Genomic DNA, 15,549 nt, shown 5'->3' on the forward strand with positions numbered 1-15,549 from the left:
GGTCCCCATGGACGGCGGCTGGATCATGGCGGGGGGGAGGGTCCCCAGGGCCTCCCGCGCGGTATGCGTTCATCTCAAAGGAGTAGGTAGGTATGAAGCTCGCCACATTTGCACTGAAGACCGATCCGGGACACGCCCGGGTCGGCGTACTCGCCGGGACAGGCATGCTGGACGTCGGGCGGGCGTCGCGCGCCGGCATGATGCCGACGGGCGTCGAGATCGAATCGATGAAGCAATTGCTGACGCTGGGCGAACAGGGCCTGGGCGCGGTGGGCGAGTTGTCGCGCGCCGCGGCCGGCGCCGACGCCGCGCGCTTTGCCGGCATGCTTTACGGCATGGGCGACATCGATCTGCTGCCGCCCATCCCCGATGCCGAGAAGTTCCTGTGTGTCGGAAAGAACTACAGGACACACCTGTCGGAATTGCAGCGCACCGGTCTTATCAAGGAAATGCCCACAGAGCCGACCGGCTTCATCAAGCTGAACAGCTGCCTGGTGGGCCACGACGCGGAGGTCGCGCGACCCGCCACGGTGACGCACCTGGACTACGAGCCGGAGCTCGTGTTCGTGATCGGCAAGCCCGGCTTCAATGTCGGACGCGAGAACGCGCTGGACTACGTGGCGGGCATCACCATCCTGAACGATCTGACCTGCCGCGAAACGCAGAAGCGCGAAGTGACGTCGGGAACGAAGTTCTGGACCTCGAAGAACGCCCCTGGCTTCGGCCCGCTGGGGCCCTACATCATCACCATGGACGAAGTCGGCGATCCCTACGACTTGTGGGTGACCTGCAGCGTCAACGGCGAGACGCGCATGCGCGTCAATACCTCGGAACAGATATGGAAGCTGCCCGACATCATCGCGCACTTCTCCCGGCTTATGCCCCTGAAACCGGGTGACATGTTCTCCACCGGCGCGCCCGGCGGCGTCGCCGTGGGCAAACCCAACGCGGCCGCGCTCTTCCTGAAACCGGGAGACGTCGTCGAATGCGCTTTCGAAAAACCGGCGATGGTGCTGCGCACCCATATCGTCGCTCCTCAATGAAACCGGAGTCATGCATGACCACCATTACACGCGGCGATCCCGCCAATCTGGCCAACGTACGCAGGACCGTCTACCACCACTACATACGCGTGGACAATCCGGGATCGCTGATCTTCCTGTCCGGCCAGCTGTCGCGCGATGCGGATGGCAAGCTGGTCGGACCGGGCGATATGGTCGAACAGACACGCCAATGCATACGCAATATGCGCAGTGTGCTGGAGGCCGCGGGCGGAACGCTGGAGGACATCGTCTCCATCGTGGTCTACACCACGGACGTGCGGCAGTTCAAGGAAATCGTTTCGGCGCGCACGGAATTCTTCACCGCCAAGCTGCCGACCAGCACCATCGTGGAAGTCAATCATCTGGCCGATCCCGGCCTGCTGATCGAGTTCCAGGCCATCGCCGCGCTGTAGCACGCCATGCTTCGCTACATCGCCCTGCGCCTGGCGCTCGCGCTGCCGGTAATCGCCGCCGTGCTGACCCTCGTCTTCTTCCTGACCCGGGTAGTGCCCGGCGATCCGCTCACCGCGCTCGTCGGCGATTTCCCGGCACCGCCCGAGTACCTGGCCAAGGTACGCCAGTCCCTGGGACTGGACCAGCCGCTGCCGCGACAGTTCGTCCTGTACGTGCTAAGCCTGGCGCGGGGCGATATCGGCTATTCGCTGGCCAACCAGCAGCCGGTGCTGACGCTGGTGCTTGACCGGGCAGGCAACACGCTGCTGCTGATGATCCCGGCCTTGCTGCTGGCGTCGCTGATGGGCGTCCTGATGGGTTTGTGGTCGGCCGCGGCGCGCAGGCGCGGTGTGGACACTTTGATTACCTCGGTCGGATTGCTGGGCTATTCGGTGCCCGCCTTCTGGCTGGGGCAGATTCTTATCCTCGTCTTTGCGGTCGACCTGAAGTGGCTGCCGGCGCAGGGCATGCACAGCGTGCGTTCCACATTGACCGGGGCGCCGCTCGCGCTGGACGTCATGCGCCACTGGATATTGCCGGGTGTGGCGGTCACCTTGTTCTACTGCGCGGTCGTCGCCAGGGTGGGGCGCGCCAGCGTGCTGGAGGCGATACACCAGGATTTCGTGACGACGGCCAAGGCCAAGGGCGCCAGTGACCGGCGCGTCCTGTGGCGCCATGTGCTGCCGAATGCATTGATGCCCATCATCAGCGTGATTGGCTACAACTTCGGCAACGCGATCACCGGCACCATTCTGGTGGAGGCGGTGTTCGCCTGGCCCGGCCTGGGCGGGCTTTTCGTATCCGCGATCGCGCAACGCGATTACCCGGTCCTGCAAGGCGTTTTCCTCGCGGCCGCCGTCACCGTGATCGTGGCCAACCTGATCACCGATCTCCTGTATGCCTATGTCGATCCAAGAGTCCGCCATGAACATTACGGCAGGTAAGGCCACGCGCTCGCGCGCCTGGATACAGCTGCGCCAGGACAAGGCGGCATGGCTGGGCCTTGCGGCCATGGCCCTGCTGGCCTTCGTCGCTATCGTCGGACCGCTGTTGCTGAGCGGCGGCGATGCGTTCGAGATTTCCATGGATCTGCTGGCGCCGCCGTCCTGGAGCCATTTCATGGGGACGGACGATATGGGCCGCAGCACGTTCAACCAGCTGGTATGGGGCACCCGGACTTCCTTGATGGTGGGGTTGGCGAGTGCGATGTCCACAACCGTCATCGGCATCGCCGTGGGCGCCCTGGCGGGCTATTTCGGCGGATGGTTCGACATGGTGACCATGCGCGTGGCCGAGATTTTCCAGGTTATGCCCAAGTTCGTGCTCGCCGCCGTCGTCGTGGCCATGGCGGGGCCGGGGCTGGCCCACGTCATCCTGGTCATCGCCGTCCTGTCCTGGCCGCAGCCCGCCAGGCTGGTGCGCGGCGAGGTCATGCGGATCAAGGGACTGGAATACGTGCAGGCGGCGATCTGCCTGGGCGAGTCCAGGCTGCGGATCCTGTGGCGCGAAGTGCTGCCCAATGCCGTGGCGCCGGTCCTGGCGCTGGGGACCCTGGTGATAGGCCAGGCCATCCTGCTGGAGGCCGGCCTGTCGTTCTTCGGCTTGACGACCCCGGAAACGCCGAGCTGGGGCGGCATGCTCAACGTCGGGCAGCGCTTCTTCCACCAGGCGTGGTGGCTGTCGGTGTTCCCGGGGGCGGCGATTGTCGCCACCGTGCTGATCTTCAATATTCTGGGCGATTCGGTCAGCGCGGCCTTCAATCCCCGCGGAGGGACCACGCTTTGACGATACGGACAGAGGCCGGCGCGCCGTTGATCGATATCGGCGGACTGCGCGTGACGTATCGCGCAGGCGGCAGGATGCAGACCGCGGTGGACGGTGTGTCGTTGACGATAGAGGACGGGCAGTCCGTCGGCATCGTGGGCGAATCCGGATCCGGCAAGTCGACGCTCGCGCGGGCCTTGCTGGGCCTGCTGCCGCGCCAGAGCGCCGAGATCGCGGCCGGCCACATACGCGTGGCCGGCCGCGAGACGGCTCCCGGGCAGTTGCGGGCTTTACGCGGCACGATGGCCGCCATGGTCTTCCAGGATCCGCTCAGCTACCTGAATCCGCTGATGACGGCGGGCGACCAGATCGCGGAAGCCGTGCGCCTGCACGACAAAGGCGCCTCGATCGCTGAACGCGTGGTGGAGCTGCTGCGGCAGGTGCAATTGACCGCCGATGCGCGCGGCCAGTATCCGCACGAGCTGTCGGGGGGCATGCGGCAGCGCGTCCTGCTGGCCATCGCGCTGGCCTGCCGGCCACGGCTTTTGATAGCCGATGAACCGACGACCGCGCTGGACGTGACCACGCAGCGCGAAATCCTGACGCTGATACAGCGGCTGCGCGCCGAGACCGGCATGGCCTTGCTGCTGATCTCCCACGATCTTGGCGTGGTGTCTACGCTGTGCGACCGCATCCATGTGATGTTGCAAGGGCAGGTCGTGGAAAGCGGCACCGTCGGCAGCATCTTTACCGCGCCGCAGGCCGCTTATACGCGCCAACTGCTCGCCGCCGCCATCGGTTTGCGCGACGAGCGGGGCAGGTTCCTGACCCTGTCCGCGCCGAGCGAACCGCCGGCACCCGCGTGGAATGAAATTGCCGCCCCGGACCAGGATAAGGTCGCGGCGTCAGCCTGCGCCGATGCTGGCGCCTCACCCGGCGGCGATCCTGCGGCGCCGGGCGGCACGGCGTCGGCACACGCCGCGGCGCCGGTGCTGGAACTGCGCGACATCGAAAAGACCTTCCGCATGCGCGGCGGCCGCGGCTTTCGCGCCGTGGCCCGCGTAAGCCTGATGGTGCGCCCGGGCGAAACCCTGGCCCTGGTCGGCGAAAGCGGCTCGGGAAAATCGACGCTGTCCCGTGTGGCCCTGGGCCTGCTCGAACCCGACCGGGGCACGGTGCTGCTGCATGGACGAGACCTGCACCGGCTGGACCCCATTGCGTTGCGGACCGCGCGCGTGGACATGCAGCCGGTGTTCCAGGACGCATCGGCCGCATTCAACCCGCGCCGCACGATCGGGCAGGCCCTGGCCCAGGCGCTGCGCCTGGCGGCCCGGCGCGTCGGACCGGCGGCGGACCGCCCGGAACGGGCATCCATCAAACTGCTCGAGGAAGTCGGGCTGGTGCCAGGCGCCCAATTCCTGCATCGCTATCCCCATGAGCTCAGCGGCGGGCAGCGGCAGAGGCTGTCCATCGCGCGGGCGCTGGCAGCGCGGCCGGCCTTGATCATCGCGGACGAACCCCTTTCCGGCGCCGATGTATCGATACGAGGGCAGATCCTGAATCTGCTGCAGGATCTGCAGGCCGAGCGCGGCCTCGCCTACCTGTTCGTCACGCACGACATCTCGCTCGCCCGCGTGTTCGCACACCGCGTGGCGGTGATGTACCGCGGCGAGATCGTCGAGCATGGCCCGGCAGCGCGCGTATTGGAGCATCCCGGCCACGCCTACACGCAACGCTTGGTGCTTGCCACTCCCAGGATCGGACCGGACGCACATCGGGAGGGCGGGTGTCCGCCCCCCGAGAACGCGTCTCCCGTCCGGTCCGGACAGACTGTACTGGCCTGTTGACTGTCGATAGGCCCGTGATTCGACGCAGGAGCAATGATGACGACGATGATGCGCGATAAAGCCAGGGCGGCGTATGCCGCCGCCTGTGCCAGCCTGGCTTTGCTGGCCGCGACCGGCCCGCTGGTGCCCGTGGCGGCCCAGACGCCGCAGAAAGGCGGCACGGCCGTATTCGTGATGAGCAGCGATCCGACGATGACCAATCCGGTGCTGACCACCGCCTTCGACGTCGGGCAGATAGGCTGCGCCATTTACCAGGGGCTGACGACGCTGGCGCCGGACGGTACCGTGCGGCCCTTGCTGGCGAAATCCTGGCAGGTATCGGAAGACGGGCGAACCTACTCGTTCGAACTGAACGCCGCGCGATGGCAGGACGGACAGCCCTTCACGTCGGCCGACGTGAAGTATTCGCTGCTGGAAGTCAGCAGCAAATACAGCGCGGTGTTCAGCGCGGCGGCGCATTCCATCGACACCATCGACACGCCCGCGGCGGATAGGGTGGTCATACACCTGAAGCAGCCTTTCGGTCCGTTGCTGATCTCGCTGTCCTGTACGCACGGCGGCGCCATCCTGCCCCGGCATCTGTTCGCCGGCACCGACGTTCCGTCCGACAAGGCCTCCACTACCGAGCCGGTCGGTACCGGCGCTTTCAAGCTGGCGTCGTGGACGCGGGGGGATAACATCCGCCTGGTCCGCAATCCGGACTACTGGGAAGCGGGCAAGCCCTACCTGGACGAGGTGATCGGCAAGATCATTCCGCAGGCGGCGGCGCGTTCGCAGGCGCTGCTGGCGGGCGGGGTCGACATGGTCTCCTATTTCGCTTTCCCGGTGACGGACTACGGCCTGGTGCGGGGCCGCCCCGAATTCAGGTTGACGCGGTCTCCCGTCGGTCCTTCGCAGGACATGATGTTCCTGAACACCAAACATGCGCCGCTGAACGACAAGCGCGTGCGGCAGGCCCTGTACATCGCATTGAACCGGGAGTTCATCCTGAAATCGGCGTTCCGCGGGGTGGGAGAGGTGCCGCGGAGTCCCTTCGGCCAGGGTAGCTGGTTCGCCAGCAACACCATCGACTACCGGACCCTGTACGCCTACGATCCGAAGCGCGCGAACGCAATGCTGGACGAGGCGGGCGTGCCCCGCGGGGCCAACGGCTTCCGGTTCGGCCTGCGCTACACATACAACGCGGACGACGCCGAGGCGGCGTCGCTGGGCATCGCGATACAAAGCATGTGGCGGGCCGTGGGCGTCCAGGTGACATTGGAGCCCCTGGAGCGGATATCCGCCGTGAAACGGGTCTACCAGGACGGTACCTTCGACGTCTTTACGATCGCCTATACGAGTTATTTCGATCCGGCACTGGGCCTGGCGCGCGCGTGGTCGTCCACCACGATGGGCAAGCCCTTCGGCAATCCCACCGGGTACTCCGATCCGCGGGTGGATGCGCTGCTGCGGCAGGCCGCCAACCTTACCGACCAGGCGCAGCGCGCGCAGGTGTACGAGTCGGTCCAGAAGATACTCGCCGACGAGCTGCCCGTCTTCGATCTGCGCGACAAGGTGTCCTTCGACGCCAGCACCGCGGCGCTGCATGGCATGGAAGGCGAGTCGCATTTGCCGACATGGCGCGACGCGTGGCTGCAGAAGTAGCGCGCGGCGGGGTACGCATTCAACCGGTGGCCGGCGCTGATGCAGCCAAGGCCGCACAACCACAGAGGTCTTTATGGAAATTCTCCGGGAAACGCTGACGGGACCTGGCGTATGGAAAGGTTCGGATTTTGCCTCCAAGAGCGACGTGACCGTCGTTCTTAACGACGCGCAATTGACGGAGCTGGGCGCGGCGGTGCGCGGAGCGCTGCAGGCCGGCTACACATTGGAGACGCTGGAGCGCGAACATTTCCCGCTGCCCAAAACGGAAGCCCTGCTGCGCGGCGTGTACGAGAACATGCGATCGGGCCAGGGCATCGTCATCATCAAGGGTATCGACGTCAGCCTCTACAGCCAGCAAGAGCTGGAAATGATCTATTGGGGTATCGGCACCTATCTGGGCACCGGTGTGTCCCAGAGCGTCCTGGGCGACCGGCTGGGTCACGTGAAGGACTTCACCGCCACCGACGCGCACGCGCGCGCCTACCGGAACAAGCAGGAGCTGACGCCGCATACCGACTCGTCGGATATCGTCGGACTGATGTGCCTGCGTACCGCACAGTCGGGCGGCATGTCGATCGCCACCAGCGCGCTGGCCGTGCACAATGAGCTGGTCGCCCGCTATCCGCAATTCCTGGAGCCCCTGTACGAGGGTTTCCACTATCACCGTCGCGGCGAGCAATTGCCGGGCGAAGGCTCCGTCACCCCCTATCGCGTGCCGGTGTACTGCTGGCGCGAAGGGCAGCTCAGCTGCCGCTATGTGCGGTCCTACATCGAGACCGCGGCCAAGGAGAGCAAGCAACCCTTGACCGAGCTGCAGACCCAGGCGCTGAACTGCGTGGAAAGGTTGACCTACGAACTGGCGTTCGAGTTCTATCTGGACCCGGGCGAGATTTACCTGATCAACAACTACACCGTGCTGCACGCCCGCACGGCGTTCGAGGACTGGCAGGAGCCGGAGCGCAAGCGCCATCTGCTGCGGCTGTGGCTGGCCGCGGCGGAATGGCGCGCGGTCGACAGCAGCTTCGTGGCGGCGCGCGGCGGCATCGCGGCCCAGGCCGGCAAGTTGCCCTCGTACCAGGGAAGCTTCGGATCCGGCCGGATCGCCACCGCGCCGCGCTGAGCGTTGCCCGGCACGGCGGCGATCTTCAGGAAGCCAGGTCCGCCGCCGTCCAACCCGCCGTTTGCCAATCGGGAAACGCGTATCGGCGGCCGGAAGCATGCAGGATGCCGCCGCGCAGGGTGCCGGGCGTCGTGGCGCCGTAGAAAGACGCGAACGCTTCCGGCAGGCGGCGGCTGTCCGGCACCGCCAGCCACAGCCGCAGAAGCGTGCGCTTGCGTTCGTCCTCGGCGTGATCCTGGTAGTCGGTGCGCGAGTGGTAGATCACGTGGTTGTTGAAGAACTGCAGATCGCCGCGACGCAGCTCCACGGTCAGGCTGTGCTGGTCGGCCAGCCGGGCGACGGCCTCGACCGCCTCTTGCTGCGCTTCGGTCAGGCGGGGGACACCGTCCAGTTTCTGCGCGCTTTCGATATGCGACTGCGAGAAGACACTGGTGAATTCATTGCCTTCGCCGGAGAAGATCGGCCTCGTATACCAGGCCTGTTCTCCGGTCACGGCTTCTCCCTGGCGGCTGAAGTGGAAGTCCTGGCGCAGCACCGCCAGCAGGTCAGGCCGGCTGCGCAGCAGCTCGTTGTGCAGCGCCGGCGAACTGGCGATACGGCTGTGTCCGCCCGACACAGGCTCACGGATGCACATGAGCCCCAGTACGTCGCACTGGTCCGTATGAAAGCGCAAGGGGCCGGCGGCGCGGTAGGCGCGTGAAGTCGACTGCCCCATCTTTTCGCCTACGTCCTTGACCTCCGCCAGGAGTTCGCCGCGCGCGCTCTGGCACAGCGGCACGCCCAGCTGCATTCCGATGCCCCAGAAGAGCAGCTTGCAGTCGGCGTCGGACAGGTCGTCCAGGGGAAGCCCGCGCAGCATCATGAAGCCGCGTCCGCGCTCCAGCTGGCGCCGCACCGCCCGGAACCGGGCCTGCAGGCCCGGGACGTCGAAGTCGTGGCGCCGCACTTCCTGGAAATCGGCGGATCGCGCCTTGGCCTTGGCCAGGGCGGAAAGCAATTCCTTGGTCTCCGCCGCGGAAAAGTGCTCGATCCAGTCGGTTTGCGATGCCAGTTGCGGGCCGAGCCATACATGGGCGCCGGCGGCCGGCGTGAAGGCGGGCGGCGCCGCCGGGTGGGACACCGCGTGCGCGGCGGGATGGGTGGTGGCTGCGGTCGTCATGGAATGCCTCTTCCTGGATGCGTGATGGCGATACCAGAAGAATATCCATCATTGGCATACCAATCAAGGCATTTATGGCGGCCGCCGGCTTGCCCGGCCCGTTCGCCTGTTTTTACTTGCCCACCATGGCCGCGCTGTTCCAGGCCGGCGCCTGCAGGCGGTTCTGGTAAGTGGTGATGGCGGCGTCGATCTGCTGCACGACCAGCTTCTGGAATCGCTTGGTGTCCTTTGCCCGCAAGGCTTCCACCATCTCGTTGTGGATGTCCAGCGTCGCGGCGGCCCGGTTGAAGTCCTGCCAATGGTAGTGGCGTACGACATAGGCCTTGTCGCGCAGCATGATGAGGATCATCGCCAGCCAGCGATTGCGGGTGGCTTCCATCAGGGTGGCGTGGAAATCGGCGCGTATCTCGAGCATCTTCACCAGATCGCGCTTGGCCAGCGCCGCGCCGAACTTCTTGTTGATCTGCGCCAGCTTGTCGATTTCCTTGGGCGTGATGTTCTTCATGACCTCCAGCGCGGCGGCGCCTTCCAGCTTGACGCGCAGCTCATACAGCTTCTGCAGATCTTCGCCGCCGATCTCCATGACCACCGCAACGCCTTTCGGGCCGGACTCGACAAACCCGCGTTCGAACAGGCGCTTGGTGGCTTCGCGAACCGGGGTGCGGCTGACGCCGTAGCGGGCGACCAGATCTCTTTCAGAGAGATGTTCGCGCGGGCGTATGGCGCCGGCGAGGATGTCGGACACGATGCCGTTGAAAACACGGTCTGCTTCTGTAGATTTGCTCACGATGTTCTTTATTGCTGAGGAGTTGGGTACCCGCCCGGGGCGGAAATGCAAATTCATGAACCGGCCGCGCGGGGTTCCGCGTGGCTTTGCGTTTCGCCCTATTGACAAAGCGAAGCGCGCGCTACACAATTTATTGGCATACCAATGAGATGTACCAATAAACGTGGGCGAGGCCGTTTCCGGTTCGAGCATGCAGATTATCCGCGCGCGATCATGACCGGCTCATGGCAGCACGCGTGTACGCTCGGAATGCCGTTGCAGTGTACCAATATTTAGGCCCACGGATGATGGGCTGGACCTGCCGCGTCGCGCCTGCGATGACCTGGATCAAATGAAGGCAAGGGGAATTGAAATGGAAACCTGTAGCAGACGAATCATGTGCGCGGCGCTCCTGGTCGCCAGCCTGTGGACGGCGCCCTGGGCAACGGCGCGTGCCGAGCGCTATCCGGAGCGGCCGGTGATGGTCGTGAATCCTTTTCCCGCCGGCGGGTCCCTGGATAACCTCCTGCGCCTGCTTGCGCAGAAAGTAACGGACTCCATGGGCCAGCCGATGCTGGTGGAAAACCGGCCCGGCGCGTCCAGCATCATCGGCAGCGGTTTTGTCGCACGGGCCAAGCCCGACGGTTATACCTTGTTGGCGCAATCGACCAACTTCACCATCGCGCAGGCGGTCGGCGTCGAACTTCCGTACGACACCGAGAAGAGCTTCGAGCCGGTGACGCTGCTGGCGGCGATACCCCAGGTACTGGCGGTGCCGGCCACCTCGGCCGCGCGCAGCGTGAAAGAACTGGTCGATCAGGCGAAGGGCCATCCCGGGTCGGTTACCTACGGCACATTGGGACCGGGCACCGGCGGCCATATGACCGGAGAAGCATTCCAGCGATCGGCCGGAATCACCTTGAGCCAGATACCGTTCAGGGGCTCCTCGCAGACCTTGCAGGCCCTGGCGGGAGGACACATCGGGATGGCCTTCGGCAACCTGCCGGAAATCCTGGAGTACGAGAAGGGCGGACTCGTGCGGCCCCTGGCCATCGCCACCGAGAAGCGCTCCGCGCTGGCTCCCAATCTGCCGACCATGGCGGAGGCCGGCTATCCGGGGGTGATATCGGAACCGTGGTACGGAATCCTGGCGCCCGCCGGTACGCCGGCCGCCATCGTCGATCGCTTGCAGGTGGAGTTCGCCAAGGCCTTGCGTCAGCCGGACGTCGCGCAACGCCTGCGCGAGCTTGGCATCAGGACGATCGCCAGCACGCCGCAGGAATTCAGGCAATACATCTCCGGGGAAATCCGGCAGTACGGGAAGTTGGCCAAAGAGGCCAATATCAGTTTGAAATGACCCAGGGCGGGCGCGCTCGCGCCTGACCCGTCAGGAGCAGGAAATGCAGGGAAGCTGCCTTTGCGGCACCGTTGTTTTCGAGGTTATGGCCGGATATCACCTGTCGGCGCGCCGCAGCAGCGCGCGTGCCGTGAATGGCTACGCACCCGATCTGGCCGAACGCGTCGCGGCGCAGCCGGACTGGTTCCGTGTGGTCAAGGGTGCCGCTTCGTTGAAGATGGGCCCGACCGCAGCCGGCGGCGACCGGTTGATGTGCGAGCAGTGCGAAACGATATTGCTCTAGCGGGTTTTCCGAACTCCACGATGGTGCCCAATATGCATACAAGGCGTCAGTTCATGATTGCCGGCCTGTCCGTGGCCGCCGCGGGCCTTGCCCGGCAGGCGGCGGCGGCAGGCTACCCGGACAGAACCGTACGGATCGTTGTGCCTTTCCCGCCAGGTATCGCGTCATCGACCACTACGCGCCGGTGTCGCTGGTCGCGGCGCCGCCATACATCCTTGTCGTCAATCCGAAAGTGCCGGCGAATTCGGCCGCGCAGCTCGTCGAGTTGGCGAAACGCGATGGGGCGAATCTGAGCTACGCATCGTCGGGGGGCGGCTCGGCGTCTCATCTGGCGGGGCTGCAACTGGAAAGACGGGTGGGAGTGCAACTGCTGCACATCCCCTACAAGGGCATGGGGCAGGCCCTGACGGATGTGATGTCGGGACAGGTGGCGATGATGTTCGCGCCGGCTCCAGCGGTGCTGGCCCATATCGCGGCAGGCAACCTGCGAGCGCTGGGGGTGACCAGCCGCGAGCGTTCGCCACTGTTTCCGATGTATCCGACGCTGGCGGAAGCCGGGGTGCCGGGATACGAGTCCGTGGGCTGGTTCGGCTTGTTGGCGCCGGCCGCCCGTCCCATCACCGGGATGTGCCGGTGGATTTCCTCGCGCGATCGGGCGGTTTTTTGGCCACCGCGGTTCTCGCGGTCGTGGCCCTGGTCCCCGCCTTCTTCGTCGATTTCTTTGCGGCCGTCTTCGTTGACGTTGTCGGCTTTTTCGCAGCTTTCTTGGCGGCCTTCTTCGTTGCGCTCGTCGCGGCCTTTGTCGCAGCCGGTCTCGTCACCTTCTTCGGCGCCCCGCGGGTTGCCGATGCCGTCCTCAGCGCGGGGCCTGCCGCCGCCTTGCCGGGCTTGTCCGCGTCCCGCGCCGTATCGCCATCCCGCGCCGTATCGGTACGCCGACGCCGCATCGTATAGCGGGCATTGCCGACACCGGTGCCCACCGTCAACACGCCCCAGCGCCGGACGTCGTCCACATAAGGCAGCTGGGACAGGCCCTGCACGACGGCGTCGTTATGCAGCATGACCTGCGTTTGCTGGCCGTCTATCTTCGGCAGCCGCTGGGACAGCGCGCTCGGCAGGTGGAAATTCCGATGCGCCCAGTCTCCCGGCAGGTTCTGCGTGCCGCGGCTGATGGTTCCATCCTGGCGGATCCGTCCCGGGCAGGCGACGCCCACCCACGGGGCCAGCTCGATCCTGTGCTTGCGGGCGTACGCGATCAGGGTGATCAGCATATCGGCGATACCCTGTACCACGTGCTCCTTGCGGGTCGTATTCTCGTCACGGGCATGGCTCCACTTTTCGGCAACCACCACCTTGGCCTTGCGCGGGTCCCGGTCCTTGGGCAGCCGCACGATGCCGCAACGGATGTTGGTCCCGCCGATGTCCACGGCCAGCATCGCGCGGTACCGCTCGGCTATATCCTGTGGCATAAGATGCAGCCAGCCGATCAGGCCGCCTTCGTCCGCATGATGGTGCAGCAGCCGCAGCTGGACATGGACGTCGTCGCGGAAGAGCCGCTTGGCCACCGCGTCCACCGCCAGCTTGCCGATGTCGCTCTGCTTGAGACCGCCGCCGATGATGATGCGCTCCACGCCTTTCCATGACCTCTGCGCCAGGAAACGTTTCACCACGCGCGCCAGCTGTTCCGCATAGTCCTCCAGCGCGCCATGTATCGCCGCCGCGGCCGCGCCTTCGCGCTGCATCATCACGTCCAGCTTTTTCTTGGGGATGTCTTCGGTGGGCTTGTCGCCCAGTGGGTCCTCGCCGTGCAGCGCTTCGAACAGCCTGCGCCAGGCTTCCAGGATGGCCTGGAACGCCGGCCGGCTGGCGTTGTCGCCGACGAAGCCGTTGTCGTCACGCAGCGACAGGCTGTAGTTGTCGATGGTGAAGTCCGGAAACTCCAGTCCGCCGTGCTGCTGCGGGTGGCTGTCTGAATCGGGCATGCTCGCTCCAGTAAGCGGGGGGTGGGCCGGTTCAAGGCAACAGGTTCAAGGAAACACATCCTATCCTGATTCGTCAGGGGGGCCGTCCCTGCGTGGCGCGGGCAGCATTTCCCCTTCTAGCGTTAACAGGCCCTAGCACGCCGCATGCCGCATGCCGGACGCGGCAGCCCAAGCCGAATGCCGGATATTGGAATCCGGTTCCGGTTCCCGGCTTCGGCTGTCCGAAACCCGCGACGGCAAACGGCAACCCGGCTGTCATGCCTGGATCGCGGCGTCTGCCTGCGCCGACGGGCTGGTCAAGGACAAGGCCTGGCGCTCGAACAGGCGGCGGTAGACCCCGCCCGGCCGGGCCACCAGGGCGTCGTGGGGACCTTCTTCGATGATGCGGCCTTTTTCCAGGACGATCAGCCGGTCCAGCGCCCGCACGGTGGACAGGCGGTGCGCCACCACCAGCGTGGTGCGCCCCACCATCAGGCGCTCCATCGCCTGCTGGATCAGCATTTCGCTTTCGCTGTCCAGGCTGGATGTTGCCTCGTCCAGAATCAGGATGGGGGCGTCGGCCAGGAAGGCGCGGGCGATCGCCACCCGCTGGCGCTCGCCCCCCGACAGCTTGACGCCGCGCTCGCCGACCAGCGTGTCGTAGCCGCGCGGCAGCGCCGCGATGAAATCGTGCGCGTTCGCCAGCCGCGCCGCCGCTTCGATCTGCGCCGATGTCGCGCCGGGGCGGCCGTAGGAGATGTTCTCGGCCAGGCTGCGGTGGAACAGTATCGGGTCCTGTTGCACGATCGCGATCTGCTGGCGCAGCGATGCCTGCTGCACACCGGCGATGTCCTGGCCGTCGATCAGGATGGCGCCTTCGTTCACGTCGTGCATCCGCTGGATCAGCTTGACCAGCGTGGTCTTGCCGGAGCCGGAATGGCCGACCAGGCCGACGCGTTCGCCGGGCGCGATGCGCAACGAGAAATCGCGGTACAGCGGGGTGGTATGGCCGCCGTACAGGAAGGTCACATGGTCGAAGCGGATTTCGCCCGCGGCAATGGCGATGGGGCCGGCGCCGGGCCGGTCGGCGATGCCCAGGGGCTGGTGTTCCAGGCCGACCAGTTCTTCCATGTCGTTGACCGAGCGCTGCAGATTGCGCACGTTCATGCCGAGGTCGCGCATGTACCCCTGGAGGATGAAGAACATGGTCAGCACGAAAGCGATGTCGCCCGCGCTCGCGCGCTGGCCGGCCCACAGCAGCAGGGCGACACCCACGATGGCCATCCGCATCAGCGCCAGCATGACGCCTTGCGTGCTGCCGTTGACCGTGCCGCGGATCCAGCCGCGGAAGGTGCGCGCGCGCCATTTGCGAATGACCTTCTGCAGACGCGCGTCTTCGCGCGCCTCGGCGCCGAATGCCTTGACCACCGCGTTGCAGCTGATGGCGTCGGCCAGCGCGCCGCCCAGCCGGGTGTCCCAGGCATTGCCCAGGCGCGCGGCGGGGGCGACATAGCCCAGCGACAGCAGGACGATCACGACCAGATAGACCAGCGCGCAGCCGCCCACGACGAAGCCCATCACCGGCCAATGCAGGCCGAGCAGCACCGCGGCGCCGGTCAGCATGACCAGCGTGGGCAACAGCGCCAGCAGCAAGGTGTCGTTCAGCAGATCCAGCGCCCAGATGCCGCGCGTGATCTTGCGCACCGTGGAGCCCGCGAAGGTGTTGGCATGCCAGTCGCTGGAAAAACGCTGCACGCGGCGGAAGGCGTCCGCGCAGATGGCGCTCATCATCCGCAGCGTCATCGCCGAGATCAATGCGAAGGCGCCCTGGCGCAGGAACAGGCTGGCCAGCCCCAGTCCGATCAGGATGGCGAAGGCCGTCAGGGCGGCGTGCCAGGCGGTCGGGTCGGATGCGGTGCCGGCGGTCACGGCGTCGATCAGGCGGCCGGCGTACATGGGCGTGGCGACGTCGGCCAGGGCGGAGGACAGCATCAGGATGGCCGTGAGGGCAACGCGGACCGGCTGCCGGCCCCAGTGCCGGAAAGTGAATGCGAGGGCGTCCCGGAAGACGTGCCCTCGAAAATCGAAGCGGAAACGGGACATGAAGGAAAGGGGGTGCGGTGAGCGCCGCGGCCGCGGGGAAGGGATGCGG

13 protein-coding genes and 1 pseudogene are annotated in these 15,549 nt (G+C 66.0%); 10 read left to right on the forward strand and 4 right to left on the reverse strand.

What is annotated here, in order from left to right:
* The first annotated feature begins 92 nt into the window (after nucleotides 1-92).
* The 7 genes from ACO1P8_RS12970 (at nucleotide 93) to ACO1P8_RS13000 (ending at nucleotide 7,871) form a co-directional block, all read left to right on the forward strand.
* The gene (locus ACO1P8_RS12970) at nucleotides 93-1,043 is read left to right on the forward strand and encodes a fumarylacetoacetate hydrolase family protein (RefSeq protein ID WP_486296294.1); all 951 of its coding nucleotides are present in this window, start codon (nucleotides 93-95) and stop codon (nucleotides 1,041-1,043) included.
* Between the two features lie 14 nt (nucleotides 1,044-1,057).
* Nucleotides 1,058-1,456, forward strand: a complete 399-nt coding sequence (locus tag ACO1P8_RS12975; RefSeq protein ID WP_486296295.1) for a RidA family protein — start codon at nucleotides 1,058-1,060, stop codon at nucleotides 1,454-1,456.
* 6 nt (nucleotides 1,457-1,462) lie between these two features.
* Entirely contained in the window at nucleotides 1,463-2,440 is a 978-nt protein-coding gene (locus tag ACO1P8_RS12980; protein ID WP_486296296.1) for an ABC transporter permease, read from the forward strand.
* A complete protein-coding gene (locus ACO1P8_RS12985) occupies nucleotides 2,421-3,281 on the forward strand; it encodes an ABC transporter permease (RefSeq protein WP_486296297.1) in 861 nt (286 codons plus the stop codon). The genes ACO1P8_RS12980 and ACO1P8_RS12985 overlap by 20 nt, the downstream gene beginning before the upstream one ends.
* Nucleotides 3,278-5,107, forward strand: coding sequence for a dipeptide ABC transporter ATP-binding protein (locus ACO1P8_RS12990; RefSeq protein ID WP_486296298.1), 1,830 nt, complete (start codon nucleotides 3,278-3,280; stop codon nucleotides 5,105-5,107). Before ACO1P8_RS12985 ends, ACO1P8_RS12990 begins: the two co-directional genes overlap by 4 nt.
* A 33-nt stretch (nucleotides 5,108-5,140) precedes the next feature.
* Entirely contained in the window at nucleotides 5,141-6,751 is a 1,611-nt protein-coding gene (locus ACO1P8_RS12995) for an ABC transporter substrate-binding protein (protein ID WP_486296299.1), read from the forward strand.
* Between the two features lie 73 nt (nucleotides 6,752-6,824).
* Nucleotides 6,825-7,871 (forward strand): TauD/TfdA family dioxygenase, encoded by a 1,047-nt coding sequence (locus tag ACO1P8_RS13000; RefSeq protein WP_486296300.1) that lies wholly within the window; start codon nucleotides 6,825-6,827, stop codon nucleotides 7,869-7,871.
* Between the two features lie 25 nt (nucleotides 7,872-7,896).
* On the opposite strand, the gene ACO1P8_RS13005 is transcribed toward ACO1P8_RS13000, so the two are convergent.
* Nucleotides 7,897-9,030, reverse strand: a complete 1,134-nt coding sequence (locus tag ACO1P8_RS13005; protein WP_486296301.1) for a TauD/TfdA family dioxygenase — start codon at nucleotides 9,028-9,030, stop codon at nucleotides 7,897-7,899.
* 112 nt (nucleotides 9,031-9,142) lie between these two features.
* Complete coding sequence (locus ACO1P8_RS13010) at nucleotides 9,143-9,817, reverse strand: GntR family transcriptional regulator (protein ID WP_486296302.1); 675 nt, start codon at nucleotides 9,815-9,817, stop codon at nucleotides 9,143-9,145.
* A 376-nt stretch (nucleotides 9,818-10,193) separates the two neighbouring features.
* Here ACO1P8_RS13010 and ACO1P8_RS13015 point away from each other — a divergent pair, with 376 nt between their 5' ends.
* The 3 genes and pseudogenes from ACO1P8_RS13015 to ACO1P8_RS13025 all read left to right on the forward strand — a co-directional run.
* Nucleotides 10,194-11,153 carry a Bug family tripartite tricarboxylate transporter substrate binding protein gene (locus tag ACO1P8_RS13015; RefSeq protein WP_486296303.1) on the forward strand — a complete coding sequence of 320 codons (960 nt, stop codon included), beginning with the start codon at nucleotides 10,194-10,196 and terminating at the stop codon, nucleotides 11,151-11,153.
* A 43-nt stretch (nucleotides 11,154-11,196) separates the two neighbouring features.
* Nucleotides 11,197-11,436: a GFA family protein gene (locus tag ACO1P8_RS13020; protein ID WP_486296304.1), complete on the forward strand. Its 240-nt coding sequence runs from the start codon at nucleotides 11,197-11,199 to the stop codon at nucleotides 11,434-11,436.
* Nucleotides 11,437-11,602: 166 nt separating this feature from the next.
* A pseudogene (locus ACO1P8_RS13025) lies at nucleotides 11,603-12,040 on the forward strand (tripartite tricarboxylate transporter substrate-binding protein); the annotation flags it as partial.
* Between the two features lie 13 nt (nucleotides 12,041-12,053).
* Here ACO1P8_RS13025 and ACO1P8_RS13030 read toward each other — a convergent pair.
* Both ACO1P8_RS13030 and ACO1P8_RS13035 read right to left on the reverse strand, forming a co-directional pair.
* Nucleotides 12,054-13,418 (reverse strand): ROK family protein, encoded by a 1,365-nt coding sequence (locus tag ACO1P8_RS13030; RefSeq protein ID WP_486296305.1) that lies wholly within the window; start codon nucleotides 13,416-13,418, stop codon nucleotides 12,054-12,056.
* A 255-nt stretch (nucleotides 13,419-13,673) separates the two neighbouring features.
* A complete protein-coding gene (locus ACO1P8_RS13035) occupies nucleotides 13,674-15,500 on the reverse strand; it encodes an ABC transporter ATP-binding protein (protein WP_486296306.1) in 1,827 nt (608 codons plus the stop codon).
* Nucleotides 15,501-15,549 lie beyond the last annotated feature (49 nt).

This window comes from Bordetella sp., from assembly GCF_057362025.1.

What these genes read in the sequence shown, in the direction of transcription:
- ACO1P8_RS13030 (WP_486296305.1), bottom strand. Translation starts at nt 13,418, where the DNA reads ATGCCCGATTCAGACAGCCACCCGCAGCAGCACGGCGGACTGGAGTTT.
- ACO1P8_RS12980 (WP_486296296.1), top strand. Translation starts at nt 1,463, where the DNA reads ATGCTTCGCTACATCGCCCTGCGCCTGGCGCTCGCGCTGCCGGTAATC.
- ACO1P8_RS12970 (WP_486296294.1), top strand. Translation starts at nt 93, where the DNA reads ATGAAGCTCGCCACATTTGCACTGAAGACCGATCCGGGACACGCCCGG.
- ACO1P8_RS12975 (WP_486296295.1), top strand. Translation starts at nt 1,058, where the DNA reads ATGACCACCATTACACGCGGCGATCCCGCCAATCTGGCCAACGTACGC.
- ACO1P8_RS13015 (WP_486296303.1), top strand. Translation starts at nt 10,194, where the DNA reads ATGTGCGCGGCGCTCCTGGTCGCCAGCCTGTGGACGGCGCCCTGGGCA.
- ACO1P8_RS13020 (WP_486296304.1), top strand. Translation starts at nt 11,197, where the DNA reads ATGCAGGGAAGCTGCCTTTGCGGCACCGTTGTTTTCGAGGTTATGGCC.
- ACO1P8_RS12995 (WP_486296299.1), top strand. Translation starts at nt 5,141, where the DNA reads ATGATGACGACGATGATGCGCGATAAAGCCAGGGCGGCGTATGCCGCC.
- ACO1P8_RS13005 (WP_486296301.1), bottom strand. Translation starts at nt 9,030, where the DNA reads ATGACGACCGCAGCCACCACCCATCCCGCCGCGCACGCGGTGTCCCAC.
- ACO1P8_RS13035 (WP_486296306.1), bottom strand. Translation starts at nt 15,500, where the DNA reads ATGTCCCGTTTCCGCTTCGATTTTCGAGGGCACGTCTTCCGGGACGCC.
- ACO1P8_RS13000 (WP_486296300.1), top strand. Translation starts at nt 6,825, where the DNA reads ATGGAAATTCTCCGGGAAACGCTGACGGGACCTGGCGTATGGAAAGGT.
- ACO1P8_RS12985 (WP_486296297.1), top strand. Translation starts at nt 2,421, where the DNA reads ATGAACATTACGGCAGGTAAGGCCACGCGCTCGCGCGCCTGGATACAG.